The organism is Acinetobacter sp. UBA1496, from assembly GCF_002324975.1.
Lineage (GTDB): Bacteria > Pseudomonadota > Gammaproteobacteria > Pseudomonadales > Moraxellaceae > Acinetobacter > Acinetobacter variabilis.
Map to the genome: position 1 here is coordinate 51,715 of NZ_DCRI01000022.1, position 25,955 is coordinate 77,669.

The following is a 25,955-nucleotide window of genomic DNA, read 5'->3' on the forward strand; positions in this document are numbered from 1 at the left end:
CATTGTGATTTGAAATGGCTTTGTGTAGGTTTGGCTTACTTTTCAAAGATGAAAAGTAACAAAAATCTTTTGCTAAACTGAGGATATATCCCTATATCCCAGTTTAGCGGCGGCGTCCCTGCCTCCATCAGTATTGTTGATTGTGAATTTGAGCGAGAAGTTAGTTCAATTCTTTCTGATTAAAATTTAATTGAGTCCTTTATGAATTCAAATTCATCTCCCATGCTGGTGACGGCAAGTATTTATGCCTTGCTGGTGCTGATCTGGGCAGCGACGCCATTGGCGATCGTCTGGAGCGTTGCAGAAGTTCATCCGATGTGGGTGCTGATCATTCGTTATTTCGGTGCTTCTGTGCTGGCTTTGGTGATCTTGGCTGCCATGCGTAATCCATTGCCATTCGATCGAACCTCAATGATGAGTTATGTAGCAGGCAGTCTAAACCTGATCGGTGCACAGTTATTTATCTATCTGGCGGCGAATTATTTGACCTCTGGATTAATGGCTTTAATTTTCGGTTTCTCACCACTGGTTGCTGGCCTGATTGGGCATGTCATCCTGAAAACTAACCACCTAATCTGGTTGCAATGGCTCGGTATAGCTGTTGCCGTCGGTGGTTTAAGTTTTGTCTTTGCGGAGTCAGCAGATAGTAAAGTGAATCCGTGGGGCGTGATCCTGATGCTGATTAGTATGGTGTCTTATATCAGCTCGATTTTCTGGGTGAAACAGATCAATGCGCCGTTAAAACTGATGTCCCAAGCCACCGGTTCTTTGATTGTTTCTTCATTGGGATCATTGCTAATCATTCCATTTATCTGGCAATCTTTCCCAACACAAATGCCAAGTATGCAGGCGCTATTCGGCTTTGGTTTTACCATGATCCTGTCTTCGATTGTGGCGATGCTGTGTTACTTCTGGCTGATTCGCCGTTTAGCCGCATCCACCGTATCCCTCAGTAATGTGATGACGCCAATCATTGCCCTGATTCTCGGCGCAACCTTGAATAATGAAATCATCAGCAGTCATGCCTTTGCCGGTATTGCGGTAGTGATGTTCGGGATCGTGATGTACTTCTGGAAAGAATGGCGCGAGCAGTATTTTTCTAAATCTTAAGATTAATTATTTAGGGTAAATTCATACATAAAAGGAAGCCATGGCTTCCTTTTTAGTTTTTCAACTGTAGATGCAGAATCGGGTAGGGATTCCCTTCGCTATCGGTTTTTGATCGGCTGATCATCTCGAAGCCATGTTTTAAATAGAAAGCAGTCGCATTGGGGTTCTGCTCATTCACATCAACTTCATTCACACTCAGAGTAAGCGCATGTTGCAATAACTGGCTGCCAATACCTTGCCGGAAGGCCAAAGGGAAAATAAACAGCATTTCCAGTTTGCTGCCTGCAATGCCCATAAAACCCAGAATCTGCTGCTGATGTTCCACATGGAACAGTTGCACCTGATCAAAATAACCATGCTGGATAATCTGCTGGCGAATCTTCAGGATTTGCTCGTCATTCAGAAAATGATGCGAAGCCCGGACAGATTGCTCCCACAGTTCTAGGAGCTGAGGATGCCGATCGACAGAAGTAAGGACAATCACAGCCATTAAGTTTCCGACTAAAAATGAGAACAACAAAACAATAAACAATTTATGTCAGCAGTTTATTAAGATGCAAAGAGATAAAATGAAAAATCAAATAGATCCATCTGTTTGAGGAAAAACTAGGACAACTTTGAATGTCATCTGAATCTAATAAAATTGTGGTCTATGCAGCGTTATTTGGCAACCTCGCTATTGCACTGGTTAAATTCGTCGCAGCCTATATTACCAATAGTTCTGCGATGCTCAGTGAAGCGATTCACTCGGTGGTCGATACTCTAAATGAAATTCTGCTTCTTTACGGCATGAAAAAGGCAGAGCAGCGCCCAGATGCCCACCATCCTTTTGGCTATGGCCGTGAACTGTATTTCTGGGCCTTTATTGTGGCCTTGATGGTCTTTGCACTGGGTGCGATTGTATCCATCTATCAAGGCATCCTGCACATCATTCATCCTGAAGAAATGCAGGATCCGATGATCAACTATATTGTCTTGGGTATTGCGATTCTGTGTGAAGGATTCTCCTGGACAGTGGCTTTAAGAACCTTCCGTAAAATGAAAGGCAAGATGGGCTATTTCGAAGCCTTTAGACGTAGTAAAGATCCGACCACCTTTACCGTATTATTTGAAGATACTGCTGCGCTAGTAGGTCTTTTTATTGCCCTGATCGGGATTTTCTTGGCTCATCAACTGAATATTCCTGAACTGGATGGTGCTGCCTCTATTCTGATTGGTGTCGTGTTGGCGGTATCAGCCTGGTTACTGGCACGTGAAACCAAAGGCTTATTGCTGGGTGAAACAGCAGATCCTAGACTGCGTGAAAATGTACTTAACATTGCCCAGCAGGATGCTGCGGTCTATAGCGCCAATGGTGTATTAACCGAGCAAATGGGTGCACATCAGGTAATTGCCTCCTTAAGTCTGGAATTCAAAGACGATCTGACTTCTGATGAAATTGAAGCTTGCGTTAACCGGATTGAAGCGCAAATCAAACAGCTACACCCAGAAATTATTACTCTATTTGTGAAACCTCAAACCAAAGCGGTATGGCTGGAACGGACTCAAGGTCGTATTTAAGGAAATGAAGTTTTCAGCAGTTAACTTTCGTCGGATAGTCAGAAGGGCATCAAGCGTGATTACGTGAATACGGGATAAAAATTTAGGTCATGAAATCATGTACAGTCAGGTATGGAGTGAGAATTATCGGATGAATATCGATCATTCTCCTGTCTTTTTAGAAAGCAGAATGGGCACAAACTTGATCACCAGTATTTATTTTTTTAGAAGATTTTCATCGGTTTTGGTCTTTCCATTGGCTCGATGTTTTGCTAAAAATAACAAAAACATAAATGAATCTTAGGCACGTATTTCATACTATGCTGGAATACCGAAGTATATAAGTTTGTATGCGATTTAAAGAGATGCTCCGTTTGAAAATTCCAGGTGGATGCTGTCTTGCATATAACAAATAATAAATAGTGGATATTTATGCAAGATCTTTTCAAGACTAAAAAATTTCAGCTTGAGACTGAGTCCAGTTGGAAACATCTCTGGTCCAAGCCGGTATTTGATTATCTACATTCCGATCATTTTGATGGTGAGCGGTTTAAGAACCTGGAGCATCATTCGCTCGAGCAGAGTCGCTTTGACTTGTATAAATGGTTATTCACCAGAAAATCCAGCACCTGGGAAGTGAATCTGGAACAGGAACGTGCCGAGTTTTTTTCACGTCCGCGTGCCTTGCCACAAAACCGGCCGGAAGCCACTTTAGATGACTGGCAAATCTGGTTTATTGGGCATGCCACCGCTCTGATCCAGATCGGGCCGTATAATTTTCTGACTGATCCAGTCTGGTGTGAATATGCCAGTCCTTTTGCATCCCGAGGGCCACAGCGCGTTATTCCTGCTGGCATTGCCCTGGATGAGCTGCCGCATATTGATGCCGTATTGCTCAGCCATAACCATTATGATCATATGGATCTGGCGACCTTGGCCTGGCTGCATCAAACCTATCAAATGCCGATCTATACTGGTCTTGGCAATGGCTGGTACCTGCCTAAAGACTATAATGTCATTGAAATGGACTGGTGGGAAAATGCATTTTTTGAAGATATCCAGATTGTCTATTCGCCAGCACAGCACGCTTCAGGACGTGGAATGCGCGATCAGAACTGTGCATTATGGGGCGGTTTTTCCTTATTGAATGGCAAGGATCATTGCTATTTTGCTGGGGATAGCGGTTATGCGCCGCATTTCAAGGAAATTCGAAAACGCCTTGGGCCACCACGAATTGCGCTGTTGCCGATCGGTGCCTATGAACCACGTGAATTGATGCGCAATATTCACATGAATCCGGAAGATGCTTTTCATGCCCATCAGGACTTAATGGCACGTTGTTCAATGGCGATCCATTATCGGACCTTCCAGCTCACCGATGAAGCACGTGACCAGCCTGAAAATGAACTGCAGCATATTATCCAGCATTCATCCAAGCTGATTAACCCGTTTTACTGTATTCGTGAAGGCAAACGGATTATTGTCTAAGGGCTTCTCTTTGTTCTTGTTGAATTATTTGAATGGCGATAACAAAAAGCATCAGCATCGCGATATTCATTACTACAGGATTAAAGGCGGCTATAAGCTGTAAAGGGTCGGTGAGTACGATCAGCAGTAATAATCCACCCAGTCCAGCAATATTCAAACCATGTAATAGAAGGGATCTGTTCCATTTTAAAAAGCACAAACCAAACAGTATTTCACACAACCCAGATAAGCCTACTAAGCTTTTAGCGAGCAGTAGGCTAACCCCCATATTTTGCCAGATTTGCAGTTCAGCAGTAGATTGGAACAGAATTTTTGGAACCAAGCCCTGATACAGCCAGAGTGCAGCTAAGGCAAACTGGATTGTACGCAGCGGTTGCATTAATACAGAATCAGAATTCACGGACAGCCTCTTCCAGAAAGTGGCGTTTATTTTCGTGAGAAGGAATCAGACAAGAATCAGTTTTGCCAAATAGCTTATAGCGGTTTAAAGCCACCAGACGATATAGAAAATCGCGAATAAAACGTGGAATGAAATAGCCAGCATTCATCAAAGAAAATGGAAAACCGAGATGCTGCATCACCTTCAGTAAAGCAGTAGATTCGGTATAAAGTTTGCCATCCTTAATGACTACCATGGTGGTGTAATGCTCTGTCGACATCTGGTAGTACTTAAGCAGGGCAGTGCCCAGCTCCGATTGTGCAGAGACCAGTTTAAACTGGATTTTTTATCGTATTTAATCAGAAATTTTGCCCAGCCATTACAAATCACACAAACTGGATCAAATAAAATGATGTCATGGCTTTGAATGATATCTTCAATATTTTTGCTCATCGTTATACTTCTTTTTTGTGATATAGCTTTGATAGTGTAGTGCTACAAGCATCAATATAAAACTTCTTAACAAGGATGTTCGTCACTTTAAATTCTTTGGCTCATTTGAAAATAAAAATGGGAGTGATCAACTTTTCTTAATTGGATGGCTACTACAATATTATGGCTTGGTATCAGGATTATAGTGTTTGGTGAGTCTATCTTTAAGCTCTGTAAAAAAGCCAGTAAGGTGAAATAGCTCATAATGGAAATAGCTTGGAAAAACAAGCAGGTTAACTATAAAGCTGGAGAAGCCCTCATGAATAAGCCTACACAACCTGGCACAGGTAAATGCCCCTTTTATCAAGGCGCACATACTGCCGCAGGTAGCTCGAATATAGACTGGTGGCCCAATGCACTGAATCTGGATATTTTGCATCAGCATGACCGCAAAACGAACCCCATGGACCCTGATTTTGACTACGCTAAAGCCTTTAGCAAACTAGATCTGGAAGCAGTTAAACAGGGAACTGATAACCTCCAGTCAGGACTGGTGGCCCGCGGACTGGGGCAGCTATATTGGCATGATGGTGCGTACCGCCTGGTATCTGGCCGGAACCTACCGTAAGCAGGATGGACGTGGGTGTGCGAATACCGGTAATCAACGTTTTGCGCCATTGAATAGCTGGCCAGATAACGTCAATACCGACAGAGGCCGCCGTCTGTTATGGCCAGTGAAAAAGAAATATGGCAATAAAATTTCCTGGGAGATTTGATTATTCTGGCTGGTACGGTCGCATATGAAGTTGCCGGGTTAAAAACCTTTGGTTATGCCGGTGGGCGTGAAGATATCTGGCATCCAGAAAAAGATATTTACTGGGGTGCAGAGCATAAATGGCTGGATGCGACCCGCGAACGTTATAACAATGAAGAAGACCGGAATACGCTGGAAAATCCTCTTGCTGTAGTACAAATGGGACTGGTTTATGTCAATCCGGAAGGGGTGGACGGCAAACCGGATCCGTTAAAAACCGCACAGGATATGCGTACCACCTTCGACCGTATGGCCATGAATGATGAAGAAACCGTCGCTCTGACGGCAGGTGGACATACCGTCGGGAAAGCACATGGAAATGGTAAGGCTGATGTACTTGGACCGGAGCCAGAAGCTGCACCACTCGAATTACAGGGTTTGGGCTGGAATAACCTGGAAGAAACCGGTAATGCCGCCTATACCATGGTAAGTGGTCTGGAAGGTGCTTGGACGACTAACCCGAACCGCTGGGACAATAAATTCTTTTATCTGCTGCTGAACTATGACTGGGAGCTAAAAAAGAGCCCGGCCAGCGCATGGCAATGGGAGCCGATTAATATTAAAGAAGAAGATCGCCCATTGGATGCGCATATGACCAATGTGCGCCGTAATCCGATCATGACCGATGCCGATATGGCGCTGAAAATCGACCCGGGGTATCGGGAAATTTCCGAAAAATTCTATCGTGATCCGGAGTATTTTTCCGAAACTTTTGCCCGTGCCTAGTACAAATTGACCCATCGTGATTTAGGGCCGAAATCTCGTTATCTGGGGCCGGATGTACCGGAAGAAGACCTGATCTGGCAAGATCCAATTCCATCAGTAGATTACACCTTAAATGAGAGTGAAATTGCGGACCTGAAAGAAAAACTGCTTGATAGCGGCTTGAGTCGCATTGAGCTGATCAATACCGCTTGGGACAGTGCACGGACTTATCGTGGTTCGGACTATCGTGGTGGGGCCAATGGTGCCCGTATTCGTTTACAGCCACAACGTGAATGGGCTGGTAATGAACCGGAGCGCTTGAATAAAGTGCTGAACAAACTTGAAGAAATTCAGGCAGGACTGGAGAAAAAAGTCAGTATCGCTGACCTGATTGTACTGGGCGGATCGGCCGCAGTAGAAAAAGCATCACAGGAAGCTGGGGTAGATATTCAGGTGCCATTTATTCCAGGCCGAGGAGATGCGACTCAGGGACAAACCGATGTCTATTCATTTAAAGATCTGGAACCGTTGCATGATGGCTACCGTAACTGGTTAAAACAGAACTACTCCGCTCAGCCAGAAGAAATGCTGGTCGATCGTACTCAATTGATGGGACTTACAGCACCAGAAATGACAGTATTAATTGGTGGAATGCGGGTCCTAGGTGCTAATCATGGTAGAAGCAAGCATGTCGTACTGACTGATCGGGTCGGTGTATTGAGCAATGATTTCTTTGTGAACCTGATGGATATGAATAATGTCTGGGTGCCGGTAGAAGAAAACCTTTACGAAATCCGTGACCGTCAAACGCATGACCTGAAATGGACTGCAACCCGTGTCGATCTGGTCTTCGGTTCTAACTCAATTTTACGTGCCTATTCTGAAGTCTATGCTCAGGATGACAATAAGGAAAAATTTGTAAGTGACTTTGTCAAAGCCTGGACCAAAGTCATGAACGCTGACCGTTATGATGTTAAACATCAACGTGAAGCCGCTTAAATTGAACTGCAATTCATATTCCTGATGCTTTAATTTAACACCAATAAAAAAACCACCCTCGGGTGGTTTTTTTATTCGCTCAGTTCAAGCTGAAAAACTTAGAGAAAGCTTGGTAGGCCTTTGGCTGGATCAGTTGCTCGAGCCATCTGGGCATCAGCTACGCTCATCCCAAGAGCTTGGGCAACACCTTCACCATAGGCTGGATCACAAGCATAACAGTTACGGATATGACGGTACTTGATGAAATCAAGCGCATCACCCATTGCGGCTGCGGTATTATTAAATAGAGCCTGTTTCTGCTCATCATTCATCAGGTTGAACAGGGCACGTGGCTGGCTGAAGTAGTCATTATCATCTTTGCGATAATCCCAGAAATCTGCATCACCCGTGATTTTGAGTGGTGGCTCTCTGAATTCTGGCTGTTCCTGCCACTGGCTGAAACTGTTCGGCTCATAATGCGGCAATGAACCATAGTTGCCGTCCATACGGCCCAAACCATCACGATGATTTGAATGTACCGGACAACGTGCAGCATTGACCGGAATCTGGGCATGATTCACGCCCACGCGATAACGTGCAGCATCAGCATAGTTGACTAAGCGTGCCTGTAGCATACGATCCGGTGAGTAACTAATGCCTGGTACCAGATTGCTTGGCGCAAAAGCTGCTTGTTCTACGTCCTGGAAATAGTTTTCCGGATTACGGTTGAGTTCGAATTCACCTACTTCAATCAGCGGATAATCACCTTTCGGCCAGACTTTGGTCAGGTCAAACGGATGATAAGGCACTTTCTCGGCATCGGTTTCAGGCATGATCTGAACGTACATTTTCCATTTCGGATAATCACCACGTTCAATCGCATCAAACAGGTCAGTCTGGCTGCTTTCACGGTCTTTAGCAATTAGCTCTGCTGCCTCAGCATCAGTCAGGTTTTTGATGCCTTGCTGGGTACGCATATGGAATTTTACCCAGAAGCGTTCATTTTGGGCATTGATAAAACTGTAGGTATGACTGCCGAAACCGTGCATATGACGATAGCCGGCTGGAATCCCACGATCGGACATTACGATGGTGACCTGATGTAGAGCTTCCGGCAATAAAGTCCAGAAATCCCAGTTATTGGTGGCGCTACGCTTATTGGTTTTCGGATCGCGTTTTACTGCTTTGTTTAAGTCAGGGAATTTGCGTGGATCACGCAGGAAGAATACCGGTGTATTGTTACCGACTAGATCCCAGTTACCTTCTTCAGTATAGAACTTCAGGGCAAAACCACGAATATCACGCTCTGCATCAGCTGCACCACGTTCACCGGCGACGGTAGAAAAACGGGCAAACATTTCGGTTTTTTTGCCAACTTCCGAGAAAATTTTTGCACGAGTGTACTCAGTAATGTCATTGGTCACAGTAAAAGTACCAAATGCACCTGAACCTTTTGCGTGCATACGGCGCTCAGGAATCACTTCACGAACAAAGTTAGCCAGTTTTTCATTCAGCCATAAATCCTGAGCAAGTAAAGGTCCACGCGCACCTGCCGTCATACTGTTCTGGTTGTCGACCACAGGTGCACCAGCTTCAGTGGTCAGGTGGGTGACAGGGCATTTTTTAAAATCTTGGCTCATCTTTCCTCTCCAAGTTTTGAATATCTTGTGTCGTTTATCTAGTATTCATAAAATATTGAAATATATGCTAATCAGATCAGGTTTCACTATATTTACAATATCTTTAAATAAAGGGTGTCACAGCACAAAATGGAATTCAGGATATAATTGAGTGAGCTCACTCAAAAAATATTTTTAAAGTTAATGAAGTTTAAAATATTGAAAATTAAATGGTTACTCTTAAAAAAAGTAACGGGTTTTCCAATCTCTGACAATATCAAATTCTATATATTTTGAATAACTCGAATAATGAATGGGATTAAACGAAAATAACAATATCTAAGTCCATAATATGTTTTTATCAAAGGATAAAAATAATAAGTGAAAAGTGGTATTTAAAATGAATTTTATAACTGGTTTATTTTAAATGGTTTTTTAATTGAGTTTTGTTTGGCTGAAGAAACCCATAACAATAATGAATGGAATAATGGTATTTCTGGTTATAGCTCGCATTTTTGCATACAGAAAATCCTAGCTAAATGGGCTTTATTTTTAAAAAAGCATTGGCAAATATGCTTGAAAATTAGTCAGTCAGCCCTATAATTATCTCACTCCTTCCTCCAAGTCACATAGAGAGCAAAATGGCCAAGAAAAAAACAGCCAAGCAGGTGGTGATCCACAATTTTGTGGCAAAACACATGCATGAAGTCAACAAAAGCCAGGTTTTTGTAGACCGTAAGAAAAATGCAAAACGTGGTTATACCAAGCACAAACAAGGGCGATATCAACAAGATGATCGCCCTTTTTTATGGGCGGCTTAGGGCGGCCAGGAAGACGTAGATCTGTTTTGGGCAGGAGCTGACTTTAAGGGATTCTGTGGGGTATAGTTAAAAGATGAGTTTCTTTTCGAAGAATGCGGTGAAGTCCGCCGGGTGGTTGAAGAAGCTTCTTCGGGAAACATATTTTGAAAAAAACGGGGCAGGGTCGCAGAACTCGAAGATCTATTTTGATCAACATCAGCTATAGGTCGGGTCTGCTGAAAACTGGCAAATTTTCCTAGCTGTTGCCGATACAGTTTTGCGGCAATGACCGATGGATCATTCTTGCCTAAACGCCGTTGCTGGGTACGAGAAATTTCAATTCCCCATAAGGGACAGGCTTTAGGACGTTCAGTTTCACGGATATACTGATGACTGGAGCTAATGTTATTACGATCACGAGAAGATGTATATCTGGATTTTTGCGAACGTAAGGCCGGTGCAACAATAATAAAATAAAACGCTGCAGCTAGCATAAGCAGGATAAGCACAAATTCCATAAGTACCTCGACTGATGCAGAGGAACCTGAAAAAAGTTCCTCCTTAAGCGCTGACCATACGGGTGGTGGATTTCACCATATCTCCTAAACCATGTGTTCTAAAATAATGCTCCATCCAGCTTTTTACCATGAGTGGATTGTCCAGTTTTAGTACATGTTTGAGTAATTCCTGTGCATCCGGCATCGGTACATGACAAATCGTTTTTCGGACTCTCAAAATATTGCTAGAACTCATGGACAGGGTATTGAATCCCATGGCCATTAATAGTACGGCCGATAGAGGATCACCGGCCATTTCACCACAGATACTGATTGGTTTGTTATTACGGTGACAATCCTCTACCAGACGGGTCAGGGCGCGCAGGATCGCTGGATGTAAGTGTGAATAGACATTGGCCACACGTGGATTATTCCGGTCGACAGCAAGTAAATATTGGGTCAAATCGTTAGAACCGACCGAGAAGAAATCAACCAGTTCAGAAAACTCATCAATCTGATGCAGTACGCTCGGCACTTCCACCATAATCCCGATTTGCGGCTTGGTAATTTTGACCTGTTCTTCTTCCTGAACGGCATGATGATCACGTTCTAACAGATACAGTGCTTCTTCAACTTCACTGACACTGGTCACCATCGGCAACAGGATATGCAGATTGTTCAGACCGATACTGGCTTTCAGCATGGCGCGAATTTGTGAAGAGAAGATTTCAGGATGATCCAGCGTAAAACGAATTCCGCGCCAGCCCAATGCTGAATTTTCTTCCTTAATCGAGAAATATGGCAGGTCTTTATCTGCACCAATATCCAGCGTTCGCATGACTACCGGTTTATTGGCAAAGTGACTCAGTTGCTGCCGGTAAATGGCACGTTGTTCCTCTTCTCCCGGGAAGCGGTCACGTAGCATGAACGGGATTTCCGAACGGTATAGGCCAACACCTTTGGCACCACGCTGTACACCACGAACCACATCAATCATCAGGCCAGTATTTACAAACAGACGTACAGCGGTACCATCTGGCGTAATTGCGTCTTTAGTCTCGTACTGGCGTAGATCCTTAGCGATCTGTTCTTCTTCTTTCTGAATTTCTTTATAGCGGGTACGCAGACGACGTGGTGGATTGATAAAGATACGGCCCTGATGCGCATCGACAATCATCTCGACGTCATCCAGAGTATTGATGGGCAGTTCAGTCACACCCACGACAGTCGGAATACCGAGTGCGCGTGCCACAATCACCATGTGCGAATTCATGGCACCTTCAGTGGTGACAATCGCGGCAATCTTATCAACAGGCAGTTCCACCAGTGCAGCCGTTGAAATTTCTTCACCAATCAGGATGCTTTCATCGGTCAGTTCGCGATGGCTTTCATCGGCTTCCTGCAACTTGGCCAGAATACGACGTCCCAGATCTTTCAGATCAGCAACACGTTCACGCAGGTAATCATCCTCCATCTGGACAAACTGCGCCACATGGTTATCAATCACGATGCGAACCGCACCTTGTGCCCAGTGACCATCACGAATCAGTGCTTTAATTTCTGATGGCAGGGCATTTTCATCCAGCATACGCAGGAACACACTGAACAAAGCACGTTCTTCGGCCATCAGCGCATCCTGCATTTTGTCATCCAGGAACTGAATTTCTTCACGCACCGAATTTAAAGCATTATCTAGCAAAGCCAGTTCTTCGCTAATATCATCTGCTTCACGATCCGGAACAGCGCCTAGATCTGCAGGGGGATAAAGCACAATGGCGCGGCCAAGTGCGATCCCGCCAGAACCGGATACGCCCTGGAAGGTTTTATATGCCGGTAAATTATTTGGCTTGCGGAATACATCAATATTGCCGACCGCATGGGCGTGAGCGATTACGCCTGAGAGTTGGGCACACAGCGTAACCAGGAAAGATTCGGCTGCTTCACTAAAATCTTGGGATTCTTGATTTTGGACAACCAGTACGCCCATGACTTTACGGCGGTACATGACCGGAACGCCCAGAAAGGAATTATAAATTTCTTCGCCCGTTTCCGGTAAATACAGAAAACGATCATGCTTAGGGGCATTGTCGAGGTTAACGATTTCCTCACGCTGACCGACCAGACCAACCAGGCCTTCACCGGTATGTAGAGAAACATGACCGACAGCTTCGGGCTTCAGGCCTTTAGATGCCATTAATAGATAACGCTGGTTGCGTTCATCGAGCAGATAAATGGAGCAAACATCCACATGCATGGCCTCAGCGACCTGATTGACCATAATATCGAGTGATTCATGCAAACTGGTAGACGCATTAATCTCTTGGACAATACGTCTCAGGGTATCCAGTTGCATATTCGACATGGGTGCTGCTCCGTATTTTTTTAGAAGTCCAGTAATTTAGTTTATTTATAACAATAGCCGAGCAAAAAATCTGCACATGCACGCGATTTTTTTAAGGTTTTTGTTGTGGTAATTGCTGACAGAGTTCAATCATGGCTTTGCGATAAACATCGCGTTTAAAATTCACCACTTGGCCTAATGGATACCAGTAACTGACCCATTGCCATTGATCAAATTCGGGCGGATCGGACAGATCAAGCTGAATGTTCTGTACGGGCGCCGTCAGTTTGAGTAAAAACCACTTCTGTTTTTGACCGATACATACCGGATCTGAATCCGTGCGAATGTATCGATACGGCAAACGATAACGCAACCATCCTTTGGTCTGCGCGATAATCTGGACGTGTTCAGGCAGTAATCCAACTTCTTCTCTCAGCTCACGATAAAGTGCCTGCTCAGGGGTTTCTCCATATTGGATACCTCCTTGTGGAAATTGCCATGCATTATGACCAATGCGTTTTGCCCATAAAACCTGTCCAGCATCGTTTGCCAAAATGATCCCGACATTCGGTCGGAAACCTTCTGAGTCGATCATTTGGCTACCTAAAATTGTTTAATTTATGCCTTTGCTTTCGGGGAATATTATTTCTTTATCCAACTCGAAAAAAAGCAAAGTTTAAAAATGTTAAAATTGCTATGATCTTAACGAATTTCTATCGACTAGCGGAGATAGATTTACAATTTTTTTCTTAAATTTCAGTTTTTACGAGTATTTTCATGAAATTGGCGCTATTTGATCTCGATCACACTCTGTTAAACACCGATTCGGATCATTCCTGGGGGGAATTCCTGGTCAATGAAGGCCTGGTGGATCCCGTTCATCACCGCGCCATGAATGACAAGTTCTATGAGGATTATAAAAAGGGTCAACTGGATCCTTATGCCTATAATGAATTTGTATTCCAGTTTTTGACTCAACATGACCATGATTATCTGACCGAATTACATCAACTGTTCATGCAAAAAGTCATTCGCCCACAGATGCGTCCGGAAGGTTTTAAAGCGATTCAGCGCCATAAAGATGCAGGGCATGAAATTGTCGGCATTACTGCAACTTCGGACTTTATTACTGCACCGATTTTCCGTGAGTTTGGCATTACTGAAATTATTGCCACCAATGCTGAAGTCATTGACGGTAAATATACGGGTAAGGTGACCAATATCGCCTGCTATCAGCAAGGCAAATTGACGCGTCTGGAACAATGGCTGGCTGGTCGTGAGGTGACTGAGTCTTGGGCTTACTCAGATTCAATCAATGACCGTTTTCTGCTAGAACATGCGAATCATGCCATTGCAGTGAATCCGGATGAGCGTCTGGAAGCGCTGGCTAAAGAACAGGGCTGGGAAATTCAGGACTGGTCGATTTAAGCAATTCTTTCGATTTAATCAGGCACAACTTCGGTTATGCTTTTTTATAAGCAGAAGAGGGTACTTTTTGACATGCTCGTTGCTGAATAAACATGCTATGCTCAGAGCAAATAAAGCAAGTCGACAATAACGATAGCAAGCGCAGAGGTAATGAAAATGACCCAAGTTAGACCGCGTATGACTCATTTATTCGCACAGTTAGGTCTGGATTCGAGTGCAGAAGGGATTGCCCAATTTATTCATGAGCATCAATTACCCAAAGATGTGAACCTGATGGAGGCGCCGTACTGGTCAGATGCGCAGCGCCAGTTCCTGGCTGAAAAAATTGCTTCAGATGGAGAATGGGCCATTGTGGTGGATCAGCTTAATGAATCTCTGCATGAGGATGCCACTAGCGGAATTGAGTAGTGAACAAAAAGCCAATCAACTGATTGGCTTTTTCATTTGGGGTATTACTGTGTCCGTTTCCATAAAGTTACTTGGGACAGGGTATGTTGATATTTACGCGCTGTTTCCCGGATCACAAAAGGCACATCCAAAGGTTCGTCCAGCATTTCAAAATGTGGACTGAGTAAAGCTTTGATGCCCTCTAAGGTACTCAGGTTTTCTCCTGCCTGCTTAAATCCGCCGATCCATTCACTGCGTGCTGTATGTTCTTCCAGCCAGGTATAAGGTGAGGCCAGCATCAAAATGCCGCCTATATTCAGGCGCTTATGAATCTCACTCAGAAAAGCTTTAGGATGATGCAGACGATCAATCAGGTTAGCTGCCAGAATAAAATCATAATCTTTAAACTGAGGTTTCAGGTTGCAGGCATCGGCCTGATAAAACTCGACTTTATTGGCAGCCTGCTCAAGTCCAAGTTCTGCCAGTGAGCAGGATTTATATTCCACCAGTTCACCTTCAACAGGAATGCTATAGCGCAGGGTCTCTCCTTGCGCCAGCACCACACCTTGCTGAATAAAACGGGCTGAAAAATCTAGACCGGTGACCTGATCAAAATCTTGGGCCAGTTCAAAGCTGGCGCGTCCGGTTGCACACCCGATATCCAGCGCTTTATGACACGGAATGTTCTGAAAATAAGGACGGGCTAGTTTGATGAGGCTTTGGGCAAAGTTTGGAACACCGAAATATTCCGCCCCATACTGGAATTCCAGATATTGGGAAATCAGCTGATCGCTTTCATATTGCGAGTGAAACTGCGGTGATGTCTCTTCCGCGGCAACATAGCGAAAACCGGCATGCTGGAAAAAATGTCGCCGGAAGGCATAGCGTGAACTGTGCAGGGCTTCATTACCGGCTGAAATCCAGGAACCGCCTTTAATTAGATGATGTTGGCCATCAAAAGTAGGGGTACTAAAATCATCGTAGAAGGGATGGACCTGAAAGCCTTCGAAAGGATAAATCGGGGTCTCGGTCCATTGCCAGACATTGCCCTGAACATCATAAAAATCGCCATGCTGAAAATGATCCACCGGACAAGAGCTAGGGCCATATTTTAATTCAATATTGGCTTGCTCAGGACTTGGTAATTTGGGATCCAGTCCTGAAACTGCATACAGTCGATACCATTCATCTTCAGTTGGCAGGCGAATGGACTCTCCGATCTGTACTGATTTCCAGTTACAGAAAGCCTTGGCTTCATGATAATTCACTTCGACTGGCCAGTCCCAAGGCATCGGAACTTCTTCCAGCATCAGTCTTAAGGACCAATTCAGTTCAGTTTTGATCCAGAAGGTAGGATGTGTGGCTTGAGAAAATGCCAACCATTGCTGGCCTTCTTCAGTCCAGTAGTTAGCTGTCTGATAACCCTCTGCTTCCACAAAGGCTAAAAACTCCTGATTAGATACCAGATATTTAGAGGCTTCGAATTCTTCAATTTCGGCATGATGGTGGCCGTATTCATTGTCCCAGCCATAAAAAGCATGTTCGAAATTTTTATGTAAATTGACCTGACCTGCCGGTACCTTTACCAGACTATTTTCAGGTGCAATACCGGTAATGACATTGGCACGCCACTGCGGATGATTTTGTACATAACGTAACTGATGCTGGCGGATTAAAACTGAAGACGTTTCCAGATGAATCCGTTCATGCTCAATGCCCATGATGATGGTCCACCAGGGGTTGTGCCATTTTAGTGGAAGTTGTAGCGGCGCATGTTCTATCACTTTCAAGACCAGGGCACGTACCTGATGCCGGTAATCACGTACCGCCTGAATGCTAGGCCAGTGATAGTTCTGTTCATCCAGATCATCCCAGCTCATTTCATCTACACCAATCGCAAATATGCTTTCCATATGCGGATTTAAACGTTCCGGAATCAGTTGAGCCAGCAACAACTTATTGATAAAAAAAGTGGCAGTATGACCAAAATAAAAGATCAGTGGATGACGTAAGGCAATCGGTTTGACATAAAAGGCTTCTTCATTCTTCAGACAGTCAAACAGTTGCTCATAGGTGTCAAAGGTATTTAGAAAATAATCACGTAATACGGCACGCGCCGTCGGTTCATCTTCAAAATCAAGGTTGGGAGTAGGCTGTAGCGTTGGTTTAAGCGGTTTCCATAAACCCATTTCTTCGAGCAGGTCATGAGAAGAAGGTAATAAAGTTTTGGAATCAGAAGATTTGATCTGCATTCGGTGCTTCCTTGAGTACGTTTTAATTTTTCATCTTCAGGAAAATGAATTTGATGCTTTTAAAAGTACTTGAAAGGAAGTGACAGATGCGATGTATTTAGGTAACAAAATGCTGCACCGATATTGATGCAGCAGAGAAATGTAAAAATTAGTTTTAAATTGACGGGCCTTGCATCAGTTGAACCAATGCTTCAGCTGCCTTGGATTGAGTACGACCCGGATGCCAGACCATACCGAGCTGACGGTTCATTTCCAGATTCAGATCCAGTTCTTGCAGGTCATGATTGACCAGGGTTTTGGGTAAGACTGACCAGCCTAAACCAATCGAAACCAGCATCCGGATGGATTCAAGCGGGTTATTGCTCATGGTCGTTTTCGGCTTGATACCCTGTTTTTCAAACTCGGCCATAGTAATCTGCGTGGTATAGGTCTGCGCAGAAGGTAGAAGGCTCGGGTAATTCACCAGATCTTCAAGAGACAGGTTTTTTTGCTGAGCCAGCGGATGGAACGGCGCTACCACAAAAACCAGAGGATCATTCCAGATGGTGACATATTTCAGACGTTCATCACCATGCGGTGGCAAGGTCAGGAAAGCCAGTTCCAGATCACCCGCCATCACCTGTTCATGTGCCTGTTCTGAATCTACAAAATGTACATCTAGCGTCACATTTGGATATTGCTGTACATATTCACGCAGATGGCTCGGTAAGTGATGCAGGCCAATATGATGACTGGTGCCAATTTTCAGTTTACCTTGTACCTGACCCTGTTCATGACTCAGGGTATAGTGAATATCACCCAGCTCGTTCAGCCAGTTTTTTACCTTAGGCAGCAGGGAATGTGCCGCATGAGTAGCCTGTACACCACGGCCCGCAGATTCAAATAATTTCACCCCGAAATATTCTTCCAGACTGTGAATACGTTTGGTCACAGCCGGTTGGGTAATAAAAAGCTGATCTGCAGCCAGAGAAATCGAACCTGTTTCCATGACTTTTACAAAGGCTTCAAAAGCTGCGAGATTCATCTTGATCACCTATAAAGTTTTTTTATGCTTAAGTTTATTATTGTAATAATTTAAGAATAAATCAAAGTAAAAATATAGAACTCTTGGTTTAATGTTGAATTAATACACATTTTTAAATGTTTTATTTTATGTCATAAAAAAAGCCACCGAGGGTAGGTGGCTAAAAGAGGAAGATCGACAAAAAATTATGCGGTGATTTCCTCATCCTGTTGCTGGCGTTTTGCTTCCCAGATTTTCTCGTGGAAGAAGAAAGCAACCGCCTGTACAGTCGGTTCTAATAAACTCAAGGCAATCGCCATGGTTAAACTGCCTGTGACAAAATAGCCCACTAACATCGCAACGGTGATGTGCATGATGTAATAGCTAAATGTCTTTTTGAACATGCGCTGATTGTTTTCTACGAAACGTTGAATATGTGCCATGTGGATCTTCCTCAAAACAGATAATTTGTGCCGATGAGGAAATAATAATAATTCTCATTTAATTTGTAAAAACGAATATTTTTAATAAAACGATCGGAAAATTAGATTTATAAAAAGAGAGCTAAACTATGATTTAATTTAAATTTTAAAAGATTCCAAAAAGTTTTTTAACTAATAAAAATGATAAATTAGATTTATGTGAATGCAGCGATATAATCAAAATTAGCGAAAGAATTTACCCAGTCCAGTGGAGCACATCGACATGGCAGGCGAGACCCAAACAGCAAAAACATTATACGATAAGTTATGGGATGATCATTTAGTAAAACAACGAGATGATGGTTCAGCTCTACTTTATATCGACCGTCATTTATTGCATGAAGTGACTTCACCACAAGCCTTTGAAGGCTTGCAACTTGCTGGCCGTAAGCCATGGCGTTTAAGTGCCAACATCGCAACACCTGACCATAACGTACCGACCTCTAAAAAAGAGCGTGAGCAGGGCGTGGCTGGGATTGAAGATGATACTTCACGTATCCAGGTACAAACCTTGGATGACAACTGTAAGACGTTCGATATTGTTGAATTTGATATTAACGATATTCGTCAAGGGATCGCGCACGTTGTTGGTCCTGAGCAGGGCTTAACCTTGCCAGGTATGACGGTTGTATGTGGTGACTCACATACCGCGACACATGGTGCATTCGGCTGCTTGGCACACGGGATCGGGACTTCAGAAGTTGAACATGTATTGGCAACCCAATGCCTGGTTCAAAAGAAAATGAAAAACATGTTGGTACGCGTTGACGGTAAATTAGGTCAGGGCGTAACACCGAAAGATGTGGTTTTAGCCATTATCGGTAAAATCGGAACTGCTGGCGGTACAGGTCACGCAATTGAATTTGGTGGCCAGGTATTCCGTGACATGTCGATCGAAGGCCGTATGACCGTATGTAACATGGCAATTGAAGCGGGTGCACGTGTCGGTATGGTCGCAGTCGATGAAAAAACCATTGAGTATGTCAAAGACCGTCCATATGCACCGAAAGGCGAGCAATGGGATCAGGCGGTTGCGTACTGGAATACCTTGCATTCTGATGAAGGCGCGCACTTCGATACAGTTGTGGTGTTGCAAGGTGAAGAGATTGAACCACAAGTCTCTTGGGGGACTTCTCCTGAGATGGTGATTCCGGTGTCTCAAGCGGTCCCAACTTTAGAACAGGCCAAAGATGATGTACAGCGCAATGACTGGAACCGTGCTTATCAATATATGGGCTTAACTGCAGGTCAGGCTTTAGCAGATATTCAGTTAGACCGTGTATTCATCGGTTCCTGCACCAATTCACGTATCGAAGATATTCGTGCTGCGGCTGAAGTGATCAAAGGTCGTAAAGTGGCTTCTAGCATTAAACAGGCCATGATCGTTCCGGGTTCGGGTTTGGTGAAACAGCAGGCAGAATCTGAAGGTTTGGACAAAGTCTTTATCGAAGCTGGTTTTGAATGGCGTGAACCAGGTTGTTCTATGTGCTTGGCAATGAATGCTGACAAATTGCAGCCAGGCGAGCATTGTGCCTCAACTTCAAACCGTAACTTTGAAGGTCGTCAGGGTAATGGCGGTCGTACCCATTTGGTGAGCCCAGCCATGGCTGCTGCTGCAGCGATTGCCGGTCACTTTGTTGATGTCCGTTCATTTTAATTGGTACGCAGGAGCAGAAATATGAAAGCTTATACCGTTGAACAAGGTATTGTTGCACCCTTAGACCGTGCCAATGTCGATACAGATTTAATTATTCCAAAACAGTTTTTGAAATCGATCAAACGTACCGGTTTCGGTGAAAACCTGTTTGATGAATTGCGTTATTTGGATGAAGGTTATCCAGGTCAGGACAACTCGGTTCGTCCGATTAACCCGGACTTCGTATTAAACCAGCCACGTTATCAAGGTGCATCGATCTTAATTTCACGTGCTAACTTCGGTTGCGGTTCAAGCCGTGAGCATGCGCCCTGGGCCTTGAATGAATACGGTTTCCGTACTGTGATTGCGCCAAGCTTTGCTGATATTTTCTTTAATAACTGTTTTAAAAATGGCATGTTGCCGGTGATCTTGCCGGAAGAAACGGTTGATCAGTTATTCAAGGAATGTGCAGCAGCTGAAGGTTATCAGTTAACGATTGATCTGGAAGCGCAGGAAGTTCGTACACCAAATGGCGAAAGCTTCAAGTTTGAAGTGGACCCATTCCGTAAGCATTGTTTGTTAAATGGTTTGGATGATATTGGCTTAACTTTGCAGGCGGCAGATGATATTCGTGCCTACGAAGAAAAAACCAAACAATCACGCCCATGGGTATTTGCTGAAATTCATTCATAAAACAGCAAAAATTGTCATGGCATGACTGCGAAGGCCTTGCTAATATCAGAAGATTATTAATTTTTTTGATAGGTTAATACAGACATCATGGCAACGTATTGGAAACAGTGGCTTGCTCTAAGTGCAGTATCAGTGCTGATGACCGCGTGTCAGAGCATTGATACCTTCAAACTTAAACATGCCAAAGAAGATGCAGAAAGCAAATCCAATGCTTTGATTTATTGTGCAGGCACACCGGATTGTCAGTTTGAACGTTTAGATCGGACCATGATTGTGGATGAGTCCACCAAGCGAATCAGCCCAGAAGCGCTAGATCAGCGTCTGGTTCGTTTGCAGGCCAAAAACCTGAAACAGGATAATCCGATTTATTTATCTGTGCCGGAAGGGCAGCATGAACTGGTGGTGCGTTTCTATCCGATTAGCAAGGATAAGGCTGAGACCTTGCATCTGTTCCAGCAGTTTAAGGCGAATAAACGCTATACCTTGAAAATGTTCCGTGACCGAAATGCACGTAGCACCAGTTTATTAAATGCCTCTGCACCTGATCCATTGTGTGTGGACCTGTTGCAAGAGCAGAAAGTGATTCGTCGTTTTTGCAAACCCTATAATGTCATCAATGGCATTGCAGAGTTTGTAGAAAAAAAAATTTAACCTAGTCAGGTGGATGCCTGACCTTATAAATGGAAAAGCTCATGTCTAAACAAATTTTGATTTTAGCTGGTGACGGTATTGGTCCTGAGATTGTAAAAGCCGCAGAACAGGTGCTTACACGAGTTAATGAAAAATTCAATCTGGGTTTAACATGGGAACAAGGTCTTTTAGGTGGTGCTGCGATTGATGCACACGGTTCACCTTATCCAGAGGTAACCTCTGAACAGGCGAAAAAAGCAGATGCAATTCTGCTCGGCGCTGTAGGCGGTCCAAAATGGGATACGATTGAGCGTTCAATCCGTCCAGAACGTGGCCTGTTAAAACTACGTAGTGAGTTGAATCTGTTTGCGAACTTACGTCCAGCGATTCTTTATCCACAATTGGCTGATGCCTCTAGCTTGAAACCGGAAATTGTCTCTGGTCTGGATATCTTGATCGTACGTGAATTGACCGGCGGTATTTACTTCGGTCAGCCACGCGGGATCCGTGAACTGGAAAATGGCGAAAAACAAGGTTTTAACACTGACGTTTATGCAGAATCTGAAATCAAGCGTATTGCCAAAGTTGCGTTCGAACTTGCTGGCCTGCGTGACGGTAAAGTATGTTCAGTCGATAAAGCCAACGTGCTTGAAGTGACTGAGCTTTGGAAACAAACCGTGACTGCACTGAAAGAAGAGCAATATCCAGACATTAACTTGTCTCATATGTATGTAGACAATGCTGCGATGCAATTAGTACGTGCGCCTAAGCAGTTTGATGTGATTGTGACTTCAAACCTGTTCGGTGACATCCTGTCTGATGAAGCTGCAATGCTGACTGGTTCAATCGGTATGTTGCCATCAGCTTCATTGGATGAAAATGGTAAAGGGATGTACGAACCTTGCCATGGTTCTGCACCAGATATCGCAGGTCAAAACCTGGCAAACCCATTGGCAACCATTCTGTCTGTAGCCATGATGCTGCGTTATACCTTCCGTGAAGAAGCGGCTGCAAAAGCTATTGAAGATGCGGTAGGTAATGTTTTAGACCAAGGTCTGCGTACGGCTGACATCATGTCTGAAGGCATGACTAAAGTGGGTACGGTGGAAATGGGTCAGGCAGTTGTGACTGCATTGAATTAAGTTACTCAGTATTTCTACGTAAAAAACGCAGCCTTGAGCTGCGTTTTTTTATGACTGATTTTGATTAACAGGTTCGACCCGTAAGGCTGACAGAAGTTGCAATATTGTCTTTAAGCAAAAAGGTAATCTTGCATTGCAAATTCACATCATACCCTGATGCAGGACTCACAGTGACTGGAACCGGAACTGTGCCTGTACCTGCTGCCGGAAATTGGGCAATCGGTAAGGGCACGGTCACAGGACGTTCTACGACATAGCTGAGCTGTTGGGAGCTGAGCTCAGGTTCACTGATTTGCTGATAACCCAAACGTTTCAAATCTAAATTGCGATCAATATACTGGCTGCTCTGGCCAATAAATTGCTGTAAATAAGCTTCACGGTCGGCCTGGCTGATCGTGGGTGTCTGTGCACACCCTGACAGACCGAGCAACAGGATGCTCAAGCCCAATACCAGAGGAGTCCCTTTGCTTAACAACATCACATCACTCCTACTCAAGGAACGCTTAAAAACAGTGTAGTAGCAAAGTGTGAGAGGAACTGTTGTAATTTATTATTAGGTAAGACAACAATAATCAGGCAGTTAGATGTTAGCTGTAGCCATCAAATCCAAGACAACTTAGAATGTTCTTATATTCACTTCAAAATGAATAAAAAGCAAAAATGAGTATTAACAGGCACGTCCGCTATATTGCACGGATTGGGCAGTCCCTTGTTCTAGCTGTAAATGAATCTGACAAGGCATTTCAACCTGATAACCCGGGCCGGGTGCAGTTGCGAGTCGTACAGGGGCACCTATACTGACACTTTGCTGAATGGCGGGTGTTCCCAACGGAAGTTCAATGGTGCGAAGTACGGTATAACTCAGACGTTTTCCGTTTGTACAGGTGCTTTTGAGGTCTTAAAACCGAGTGCAGTTAAATCCAGATCCTTGCGAATTGACTCTGCAGATTGGCCGATATATTGCTGTAGTTGCTGATCTAGTTGTCGTGATTTTGTCGAATTGGTAGTGGCGCAGGCACTCAGGCTGATTCCTAGGATCAGAGAAAACAAGATTTTTTGCATGAATGATTCACTGTTTTTATTAGAGGAAAAATAGAAATGATTATCTTCGAATGCAGTATAGGGAATGTGCAGGGGAATTGATATAAAAGAAAAGGCAATAAAAAAGCCACTGGATGAGTGGCTTTTGCTTCCGCTAAAACTTAGCGCGCACGGTATGTGATACGACCCTTAGTCAAATCATAAGGAGTCATTTCGACCTTCACGCTATCGCCAGTCAAAATACGAATATAGTGTTTACGCATTTTACCAGAAATATGGGCAATTACTTCGTGACCGTTTTCTAAACGTACACGGAACATAGTATTAGGAAGCGTCTCGGTGACAACGCCTTCGAACTCGATGAGTTCCTCTTTATTGGCCATAGCCTACCTGAATGAATAAATTGGAAAGGCGCAAATTATAGTCAATTTTTTCGCAAAACACAAGGTGTAATGGGCGTTAGACTGATCATCTGTCAGTAAAATAAGCGAAGTATGAGTTTAAACTTTTTTAACTAAAAAGCGTATGGTATCTGTTGTCAGTTTGGTCAATCACAGTTAATCTAATTTCAATCTTTTTAAGTATAAATGAAGTACATACAAGGAAGGTTTTTGAGTGAGTCAGCTAACGGATGCATCAGTCGTATTGCGTTTAGGCTATCAGGCGATTCGTCGTGCAGGTTTGCCAACAGAAGAACTTCTGACGAAAGCAGGAGTCGCTTTAAATCAGGTGGAGACCAATGACCGTACTCCGCTTAGTGCTCAGTATGCCTTCTGGGTTGCCGCAGAAGAGGTCAGTAAGGACCCGGATATCGGATTGCATCTGGGTGAACATTTGCCACTCTATCGCGGACAGGTGATTGAGCATCTGTTTATTTCATCAGAGAATTTTGGTGAAGGCTTGAAACGTGCACTGGCTTATCAGCGTCTGATCAGTGATGCCTTTCATGCCAAGCTGGTGGTCGAAGATGATCGCTGCTATCTGACCAATGGTGAACAGCCTTTTGCTGAAAGTCTGGTCAATCGTCACTTTACCGAATGTGCGATGTCAGGTGTGTTGCGTTTCTTTAAATTTATTACTGAAGGCCGTTTTGAACCGATCTATATCGATTTTAATTTTTCCAAAGGCGCGGCAGATGAAGAATATTTCCGGGTTTATGAATGTCCGGTAAGTTTGGGGCAGAAAGAAACCCGTTTGTATTTTGATCCAAGTATTCTGGATTTTCCACTTTGGCAGGCAGAACCGGAACTGTTGCAGCTACATGAACAGCTGGCGATTGAAAAATTACAGGAACTGGCTCGTTACGATTTAGTCGGGGAAGTGCGTCGTGCAATCGGTTCTACTTTAGAAAGCGGTGAAACGACTTTGGAAACTGTAGCCGCTCAACTGAATATTACTCCACGTCGTTTACGTACCCAGCTCAGTGAGGCTAATACTAGTTTCCAGCAGATTCTGTCCGATTATCGCTGTCGTCTGGCTAAACGTTTATTAGCGAGTACCAATGAAAGTGTGGAGCGTATTGTTTATCTGACTGGATTCTCGGAACCGAGTACCTTCTACCGTGCCTTTAAACGCTGGACCAATGAAACACCAGTGGAATATCGGAAGCGGAAGCAGCGTTAATTACCATCCTAAGTCCCTCCTTTCTTGCGCTTCAGCTTAAAGCAGTGCTTAAGCTTTGCTCAGGAGGAGAGTTCCTCCCTTTTTAAAGGGAGGTTAGGAGGGATTTAAAAATTAAAAATAATTAGCTTATTCCGGCATATTCAACCAATATGGACCCAAAGGTATTTTGGGTAAGTCAAAATGCTCTGGATATTCAGCCTGAATAAAATACAGACCGTCCGGTGGTGCGGTAACTCCGGCTGCTTTACGATCTTCTGCTGCAAAAATATGGTCAATATGGTCAACCTCATACATGCCTTGACCGATTTCCAGTAAACAGCCCATGATATTGCGTACCATATGATGCAGGAAGCCATCCGCCTGAATATCTAGAATCAGATAAGGCCCATGCTGGATCAGGCGGCAATGACGTACATGACGTACCGGCTGATTGGACTGGCAGGCTGCTGCACGGAAACTTTCAAAGTTATGCGTGCCTTCAAACTTTGCAGCTGCCTCAATCATCTTTTTGACATCAAGTGGATAGTAAATATGCGTGACCTGTTTATGCAGCAAGGCAGGGCGTACCGGATGGTTATAGACAATATAGCGATAACGGCGTGCCTGTGCTTTAAAGCGTGCATGGAAGCCATTATCCATCTCCTTGATCCATTGGATCGAGATATCCTTAGGTAACTGGCTATTTGAGCCCATTAACCAGCCTCGTTCAGAACGCAAGGCATGGGTATCAAAATGTGCAACCATATTGGTCGCATGCACGCCGGCATCGGTTCGGCCTGCACCATGCAGAATAATCGGTTTATCGGCAATTTTGCTGAGTACCTTCTCGATGGTTTCCTGAACACTGATTACGCCCGGCTGTTGAGTCTGCCAACCTCGATAATTCGTTCCACAAAACTCAATTCCCACTGCAAAACGCTGCATAATGACCTCAAA

The 25,955-nt window shown here is 44.0% G+C and carries 25 protein-coding genes and 2 pseudogenes; 12 read left to right on the top strand and 15 right to left on the bottom strand.

What is annotated here, in order from left to right; all coding sequences use genetic code 11:
• Positions 1–201 precede the first annotated feature (201 nt).
• A complete protein-coding gene (locus B3143_RS02295) occupies positions 202–1,110 on the top strand; it encodes a DMT family transporter (protein ID WP_214001636.1) in 909 nt (302 codons plus the stop codon).
• A 52-nt stretch (positions 1,111–1,162) separates the two neighbouring features.
• Here B3143_RS02295 and B3143_RS02300 read toward each other — a convergent pair whose 3' ends face one another.
• Complete coding sequence (locus tag B3143_RS02300) at positions 1,163–1,600, bottom strand: GNAT family N-acetyltransferase (protein WP_261635050.1); 438 nt, start codon at positions 1,598–1,600, stop codon at positions 1,163–1,165.
• 131 nt (positions 1,601–1,731) lie between these two features.
• On the opposite strand from B3143_RS02300, the gene B3143_RS02305 reads away from it, so the two are divergent.
• A complete protein-coding gene (locus tag B3143_RS02305) occupies positions 1,732–2,670 on the top strand; it encodes a cation diffusion facilitator family transporter (RefSeq protein WP_034169853.1) in 939 nt (312 codons plus the stop codon).
• A 411-nt stretch (positions 2,671–3,081) separates the two neighbouring features.
• Complete coding sequence (locus B3143_RS02310; protein WP_005232384.1) at positions 3,082–4,137, top strand: MBL fold metallo-hydrolase; 1,056 nt, start codon at positions 3,082–3,084, stop codon at positions 4,135–4,137.
• Here the strand turns inward: B3143_RS02310 and B3143_RS02315 are convergent.
• Positions 4,127–4,516 (bottom strand): DoxX-like family protein, encoded by a 390-nt coding sequence (locus B3143_RS02315; RefSeq protein ID WP_286739396.1) that lies wholly within the window; start codon positions 4,514–4,516, stop codon positions 4,127–4,129. The two genes, B3143_RS02310 and B3143_RS02315, sit on opposite strands and share 11 nt — an antisense overlap.
• Before the next feature lie 10 nt (positions 4,517–4,526).
• A pseudogene (locus B3143_RS02320) lies at positions 4,527–4,969 on the bottom strand (thiol-disulfide oxidoreductase DCC family protein).
• A gap of 298 nt (positions 4,970–5,267) precedes the next feature.
• Between B3143_RS02320 and katG the strand changes: the two are divergent.
• Positions 5,268–7,466, top strand: a pseudogene (gene katG, locus B3143_RS02325) (catalase/peroxidase HPI).
• A gap of 98 nt (positions 7,467–7,564) precedes the next feature.
• Here katG and B3143_RS02330 read toward each other — a convergent pair.
• Positions 7,565–9,085 (bottom strand): catalase, encoded by a 1,521-nt coding sequence (locus B3143_RS02330; protein WP_034169856.1) that lies wholly within the window; start codon positions 9,083–9,085, stop codon positions 7,565–7,567.
• A gap of 620 nt (positions 9,086–9,705) precedes the next feature.
• Here B3143_RS02330 and B3143_RS02335 point away from each other — a divergent pair.
• Positions 9,706–9,885 carry a DUF7230 family protein gene (locus B3143_RS02335; RefSeq protein ID WP_005232372.1) on the top strand — a complete coding sequence of 60 codons (180 nt, stop codon included), beginning with the start codon at positions 9,706–9,708 and terminating at the stop codon, positions 9,883–9,885.
• Here the strand turns inward: B3143_RS02335 and B3143_RS02340 are convergent.
• The 3 genes from B3143_RS02340 to B3143_RS02350 all read right to left on the bottom strand — a co-directional run bounded on the left by B3143_RS02340 (position 9,882) and on the right by B3143_RS02350 (position 13,297).
• Positions 9,882–10,382 carry a hypothetical protein gene (locus tag B3143_RS02340; protein ID WP_286739362.1) on the bottom strand — a complete coding sequence of 167 codons (501 nt, stop codon included), beginning with the start codon at positions 10,380–10,382 and terminating at the stop codon, positions 9,882–9,884. The two genes, B3143_RS02335 and B3143_RS02340, sit on opposite strands and share 4 nt — an antisense overlap.
• 43 nt (positions 10,383–10,425) lie before the next feature.
• Positions 10,426–12,723 (bottom strand): phosphoenolpyruvate--protein phosphotransferase, encoded by a 2,298-nt coding sequence (ptsP, locus tag B3143_RS02345; RefSeq protein ID WP_286739365.1) that lies wholly within the window; start codon positions 12,721–12,723, stop codon positions 10,426–10,428.
• 91 nt (positions 12,724–12,814) lie between these two features.
• Positions 12,815–13,297 (bottom strand): RNA pyrophosphohydrolase, encoded by a 483-nt coding sequence (locus tag B3143_RS02350; RefSeq protein WP_004781838.1) that lies wholly within the window; start codon positions 13,295–13,297, stop codon positions 12,815–12,817.
• Between the two features lie 182 nt (positions 13,298–13,479).
• Between B3143_RS02350 and B3143_RS02355 the strand changes: the two genes are divergently transcribed.
• Positions 13,480–14,130: an HAD family hydrolase gene (locus tag B3143_RS02355; RefSeq protein WP_286739366.1), complete on the top strand. Its 651-nt coding sequence runs from the start codon at positions 13,480–13,482 to the stop codon at positions 14,128–14,130.
• Between the two features lie 156 nt (positions 14,131–14,286).
• The gene (locus B3143_RS02360; protein ID WP_005232362.1) at positions 14,287–14,538 is read left to right on the top strand and encodes a DUF2789 domain-containing protein; all 252 of its coding nucleotides are present in this window, start codon (positions 14,287–14,289) and stop codon (positions 14,536–14,538) included.
• 44 nt (positions 14,539–14,582) lie between these two features.
• Here B3143_RS02360 and ovoA read toward each other — a convergent pair whose 3' ends face one another.
• The 3 genes from ovoA to B3143_RS02375 all read right to left on the bottom strand — a co-directional run bounded on the left by ovoA (position 14,583) and on the right by B3143_RS02375 (position 18,215).
• Positions 14,583–16,769 (bottom strand): 5-histidylcysteine sulfoxide synthase, encoded by a 2,187-nt coding sequence (gene ovoA / locus B3143_RS02365; protein ID WP_286739369.1) that lies wholly within the window; start codon positions 16,767–16,769, stop codon positions 14,583–14,585.
• A gap of 154 nt (positions 16,770–16,923) precedes the next feature.
• Complete coding sequence (locus B3143_RS02370; protein WP_005232358.1) at positions 16,924–17,793, bottom strand: LysR family transcriptional regulator; 870 nt, start codon at positions 17,791–17,793, stop codon at positions 16,924–16,926.
• A gap of 185 nt (positions 17,794–17,978) precedes the next feature.
• Positions 17,979–18,215, bottom strand: coding sequence for a DUF2061 domain-containing protein (locus B3143_RS02375; RefSeq protein ID WP_005232356.1), 237 nt, complete (start codon positions 18,213–18,215; stop codon positions 17,979–17,981).
• Between the two features lie 262 nt (positions 18,216–18,477).
• On the opposite strand from B3143_RS02375, the gene leuC reads away from it, so the two are divergent.
• The 4 genes from leuC (at position 18,478) to leuB (ending at position 22,355) form a co-directional block, all read left to right on the top strand.
• Complete coding sequence (leuC, locus tag B3143_RS02380) at positions 18,478–19,911, top strand: 3-isopropylmalate dehydratase large subunit (RefSeq protein ID WP_005232354.1); 1,434 nt, start codon at positions 18,478–18,480, stop codon at positions 19,909–19,911.
• 21 nt (positions 19,912–19,932) lie between these two features.
• Positions 19,933–20,583, top strand: coding sequence for a 3-isopropylmalate dehydratase small subunit (gene leuD, locus B3143_RS02385; RefSeq protein WP_005232352.1), 651 nt, complete (start codon positions 19,933–19,935; stop codon positions 20,581–20,583).
• 87 nt (positions 20,584–20,670) lie between these two features.
• A complete protein-coding gene (locus tag B3143_RS02390; protein ID WP_005232350.1) occupies positions 20,671–21,234 on the top strand; it encodes a hypothetical protein in 564 nt (187 codons plus the stop codon).
• Between the two features lie 41 nt (positions 21,235–21,275).
• On the top strand, positions 21,276–22,355 hold the full coding sequence (gene leuB / locus B3143_RS02395; protein ID WP_005232348.1) for a 3-isopropylmalate dehydrogenase: 1,080 nt from the start codon (positions 21,276–21,278) through the stop codon (positions 22,353–22,355).
• A gap of 64 nt (positions 22,356–22,419) precedes the next feature.
• Here leuB and B3143_RS02400 read toward each other — a convergent pair whose 3' ends face one another.
• From B3143_RS02400 to infA, 4 genes are all read right to left on the bottom strand, one after another.
• Positions 22,420–22,833, bottom strand: coding sequence for a hypothetical protein (locus B3143_RS02400; RefSeq protein WP_005232345.1), 414 nt, complete (start codon positions 22,831–22,833; stop codon positions 22,420–22,422).
• A 189-nt stretch (positions 22,834–23,022) separates the two neighbouring features.
• Positions 23,023–23,184, bottom strand: a complete 162-nt coding sequence (locus tag B3143_RS02405) for a hypothetical protein (RefSeq protein WP_158651681.1) — start codon at positions 23,182–23,184, stop codon at positions 23,023–23,025.
• A gap of 32 nt (positions 23,185–23,216) precedes the next feature.
• Positions 23,217–23,417 (bottom strand): hypothetical protein, encoded by a 201-nt coding sequence (locus tag B3143_RS02410; protein WP_005232343.1) that lies wholly within the window; start codon positions 23,415–23,417, stop codon positions 23,217–23,219.
• A gap of 140 nt (positions 23,418–23,557) precedes the next feature.
• Entirely contained in the window at positions 23,558–23,779 is a 222-nt protein-coding gene (gene infA, locus B3143_RS02415) for a translation initiation factor IF-1 (RefSeq protein ID WP_001284370.1), read from the bottom strand.
• A 232-nt stretch (positions 23,780–24,011) separates the two neighbouring features.
• Between infA and B3143_RS02420 the strand changes: the two genes are divergently transcribed.
• A complete protein-coding gene (locus B3143_RS02420) occupies positions 24,012–25,019 on the top strand; it encodes an AraC family transcriptional regulator (RefSeq protein WP_004781856.1) in 1,008 nt (335 codons plus the stop codon).
• Between the two features lie 126 nt (positions 25,020–25,145).
• Here the strand turns inward: B3143_RS02420 and truA are convergent, their stop codons facing one another.
• Positions 25,146–25,943: a tRNA pseudouridine(38-40) synthase TruA gene (gene truA / locus B3143_RS02425; RefSeq protein ID WP_005232340.1), complete on the bottom strand. Its 798-nt coding sequence runs from the start codon at positions 25,941–25,943 to the stop codon at positions 25,146–25,148.
• Positions 25,944–25,955 lie beyond the last annotated feature (12 nt).

Coding starts and splice junctions, on each gene's coding strand:
- B3143_RS02295 (WP_214001636.1), top strand. CDS start 202: ATGAATTCAAATTCATCTCCCATGCTGGTGACGGCAAGTATTTATGCC.
- B3143_RS02300 (WP_261635050.1), bottom strand. CDS start 1,600: ATGGCTGTGATTGTCCTTACTTCTGTCGATCGGCATCCTCAGCTCCTA.
- B3143_RS02305 (WP_034169853.1), top strand. CDS start 1,732: ATGTCATCTGAATCTAATAAAATTGTGGTCTATGCAGCGTTATTTGGC.
- B3143_RS02310 (WP_005232384.1), top strand. CDS start 3,082: ATGCAAGATCTTTTCAAGACTAAAAAATTTCAGCTTGAGACTGAGTCC.
- B3143_RS02315 (WP_286739396.1), bottom strand. CDS start 4,516: ATGCAACCGCTGCGTACAATCCAGTTTGCCTTAGCTGCACTCTGGCTG.
- B3143_RS02330 (WP_034169856.1), bottom strand. CDS start 9,085: ATGAGCCAAGATTTTAAAAAATGCCCTGTCACCCACCTGACCACTGAA.
- B3143_RS02335 (WP_005232372.1), top strand. CDS start 9,706: ATGGCCAAGAAAAAAACAGCCAAGCAGGTGGTGATCCACAATTTTGTG.
- B3143_RS02340 (WP_286739362.1), bottom strand. CDS start 10,382: ATGGAATTTGTGCTTATCCTGCTTATGCTAGCTGCAGCGTTTTATTTT.
- ptsP (WP_286739365.1), bottom strand. CDS start 12,723: ATGTCGAATATGCAACTGGATACCCTGAGACGTATTGTCCAAGAGATT.
- B3143_RS02350 (WP_004781838.1), bottom strand. CDS start 13,297: ATGATCGACTCAGAAGGTTTCCGACCGAATGTCGGGATCATTTTGGCA.
- B3143_RS02355 (WP_286739366.1), top strand. CDS start 13,480: ATGAAATTGGCGCTATTTGATCTCGATCACACTCTGTTAAACACCGAT.
- B3143_RS02360 (WP_005232362.1), top strand. CDS start 14,287: ATGACCCAAGTTAGACCGCGTATGACTCATTTATTCGCACAGTTAGGT.
- ovoA (WP_286739369.1), bottom strand. CDS start 16,769: ATGCAGATCAAATCTTCTGATTCCAAAACTTTATTACCTTCTTCTCAT.
- B3143_RS02370 (WP_005232358.1), bottom strand. CDS start 17,793: ATGAATCTCGCAGCTTTTGAAGCCTTTGTAAAAGTCATGGAAACAGGT.
- B3143_RS02375 (WP_005232356.1), bottom strand. CDS start 18,215: ATGGCACATATTCAACGTTTCGTAGAAAACAATCAGCGCATGTTCAAA.
- leuC (WP_005232354.1), top strand. CDS start 18,478: ATGGCAGGCGAGACCCAAACAGCAAAAACATTATACGATAAGTTATGG.
- leuD (WP_005232352.1), top strand. CDS start 19,933: ATGAAAGCTTATACCGTTGAACAAGGTATTGTTGCACCCTTAGACCGT.
- B3143_RS02390 (WP_005232350.1), top strand. CDS start 20,671: ATGGCAACGTATTGGAAACAGTGGCTTGCTCTAAGTGCAGTATCAGTG.
- leuB (WP_005232348.1), top strand. CDS start 21,276: ATGTCTAAACAAATTTTGATTTTAGCTGGTGACGGTATTGGTCCTGAG.
- B3143_RS02400 (WP_005232345.1), bottom strand. CDS start 22,833: ATGTTGTTAAGCAAAGGGACTCCTCTGGTATTGGGCTTGAGCATCCTG.
- B3143_RS02410 (WP_005232343.1), bottom strand. CDS start 23,417: ATGCAAAAAATCTTGTTTTCTCTGATCCTAGGAATCAGCCTGAGTGCC.
- infA (WP_001284370.1), bottom strand. CDS start 23,779: ATGGCCAATAAAGAGGAACTCATCGAGTTCGAAGGCGTTGTCACCGAG.
- truA (WP_005232340.1), bottom strand. CDS start 25,943: ATGCAGCGTTTTGCAGTGGGAATTGAGTTTTGTGGAACGAATTATCGA.